Source organism: Rhizobium sp. CSW-27 (assembly GCF_018760785.1).
Lineage (GTDB): Bacteria > Pseudomonadota > Alphaproteobacteria > Rhizobiales > Rhizobiaceae > Neorhizobium.
This window is the reverse complement of record NZ_JAHHZO010000064.1, coordinates 1-884: the sequence shown is the minus strand read 5'-3', so window position 1 is coordinate 884 and position 884 is coordinate 1. Positions and strand designations below refer to the sequence as shown.

Annotated in this window: 3 protein-coding genes; 2 read left to right on the top strand and 1 reads right to left on the bottom strand. The window is 31.1% G+C overall.

What is annotated here, in order from left to right; translation table 11 throughout:
* Positions 1–262: hypothetical protein (locus KLP42_RS27505; RefSeq protein ID WP_215571164.1), on the bottom strand; the 262-nt coding region annotated here is incomplete at its 3' end.
* A 148-nt stretch (positions 263–410) separates the two neighbouring features.
* Between KLP42_RS27505 and KLP42_RS27500 the strand changes: the two genes are divergently transcribed.
* Positions 411–662: a type II toxin-antitoxin system Phd/YefM family antitoxin gene (locus KLP42_RS27500; protein ID WP_252193293.1), complete on the top strand. Its 252-nt coding sequence runs from the start codon at positions 411–413 to the stop codon at positions 660–662.
* Positions 662–884, top strand: a 223-nt coding sequence (locus KLP42_RS27495; protein ID WP_215571163.1) for a Txe/YoeB family addiction module toxin, incomplete at its 3' end; no start/stop codon positions are given. The genes KLP42_RS27500 and KLP42_RS27495, both read left to right, overlap by 1 nt.

Below are 884 nucleotides of genomic sequence, written 5' to 3'. Positions count from 1 at the left end.
CTATTGTTGTTAAACTATTTTTATAGTGTTTAATTTCCATTACGATTTTAAAACGGCGACCTGAATTGTCTTCGGGAGCTAGACCTAAGAAGAAGTCGGCTTCTTCGAAAGATGTTTCGCTGATTCTCCAGTAACCGCGAATTGCGTTATAAATTTCATCTTGAGTCATATTCTTAGAATAACCTAACCAATCTCTTTCTATAATGTCATCTGAAAATTCATCTTCGTTACTTAATTTGATTAAATAAAGATTATAAGTCATTTATGCAACAACCCTTTCTTTTTTTGTTATTTTTAATATCAGTATATCATTTTGTGTTTACTAATATAGAAGAAAGAAAAGTAGTTGATTATATTGTACGATTAGTTGTACAATATAGTAAGATGGTTATTCAAAGGAGGAAACGCATATGTTAGTTAAAAACTATTCAAATGCAAGACAGAACTTAAAAGCACTGATGACGAAAGTGAATGATGATAGTGATGTAGTGACAGTCACATCAACTGATAATAAAAATGTAGTGATGATGTCTGAATCTGATTATAATTCAATGATGGAAACACTTTATTTGCAACAGAACCCAAATAATGCTGAACATATAGCTCAATCAATTGCAGACTTAGAACGTGGCAATACAATTACGAAAGAAATTGACGTGTAATGGCTAAGTTAAATATTACGTTTTCACCCCAAGCATTTGAAGATTATGAGTATTTTCAACAGAATGATAAGAAGCTGGTAAAGAAGATTAACGAATTGCTTAAAAGTATCAATCGAGATGGTGCTTTAAGAGGTATAGGCAAACCCGAAAAATTAAGAACAAATTTCTCTGGGTATTATAGTCGACGTATTAATCATGAACATAGATTGGTTTATACAGTTG

Bases quoted from the DNA above. Each gene is read 5' to 3' on its own strand.
- KLP42_RS27500 (WP_252193293.1), top strand. From the start codon at position 411: ATGTTAGTTAAAAACTATTCAAATGCAAGACAGAACTTAAAAGCACTG.